Origin of the sequence: Actinosynnema sp. NPDC059335 (assembly GCF_042752395.1) — a bacterium.
Classification (GTDB): domain Bacteria; phylum Actinomycetota; class Actinomycetes; order Mycobacteriales; family Pseudonocardiaceae; genus Actinosynnema.
The window spans coordinates 19855-20605 of record NZ_JBHYXZ010000146.1; the positions used below are offsets into that span (position 1 = coordinate 19855).

Here is a 751-nt window from a genome sequence, read left to right on the forward strand (position 1 = left end):
AAGGGGGGCCCACACCCACCAGGGTAATGTGCCCCGGGGTTCACCCCGGCGCCGGGGGGCCCCCCGGGGCCCCCCCCGCGAACAGGCGTCGGTGGTTCTCGGTCGGCGTCAGCAGTCGTACCAGTGACCCGTCCACCCGCCGGAGGGCGTGTAGTCCTGGCACCAGTAGCCCGTGCCGTCGGCGACCCACACCCCCGCAGTGCGAGAGCCGGTGCTGGTGTTCTCGTAGAAGTGATCCCGGGTGTCGTCCGCACGACCGTTGCCCGGCATCATCTGCCACCCGCCCGATCCTGGCCAGGCGTGCCAGATCGTGCGGTCCGGAGCGATGCCGAAGCACTCGTCCCCCGTGGTAATCCAATCGACGTAGACGACCGAGGAACCATCCCTGAACGTTCCCGTGTAACCGAAGCACGTGTAGTTCCACGACAGGGCGTCGACTTCACGGTCTCCAGCCGACTTCGCGGCCGCGGCCGCCCCGGACCGCGCAGTCGCCACGCCTCCCACCCCGAGCAACAGGACGACGACCGCCGCCACTCCCGATAACAACCGCAACGTGTGCCTGGTCACCGGCTCCCCCTCCGTCGGCACGAGCACGCCGATGCTGGCACGGTGCGGCTAAACGACTGCTAAACCCGCGAGTCGCAGGGCTCTGTGTCGAACCGCAGGGCGCACGAGCCGCCGACGGCGGGTGGTCGCCATCGTTCGACCGGTACGCCGACTCCCCGAACCCGTCCGCCGCGCGACCCCGGAG

The 751-nt window shown here is 70.2% G+C and carries 1 protein-coding gene; it reads right to left on the reverse strand.

Annotation, left to right across the window (positions count from 1 at the left end; translation table 11 throughout):
- Positions 1 to 108: 108 nt before the first annotated feature.
- Positions 109 to 567: a hypothetical protein gene (locus ACFXGA_RS32325; RefSeq protein WP_378094528.1), complete on the reverse strand. Its 459-nt coding sequence runs from the start codon at positions 565 to 567 to the stop codon at positions 109 to 111.
- Positions 568 to 751: the final 184 nt, after the last annotated feature.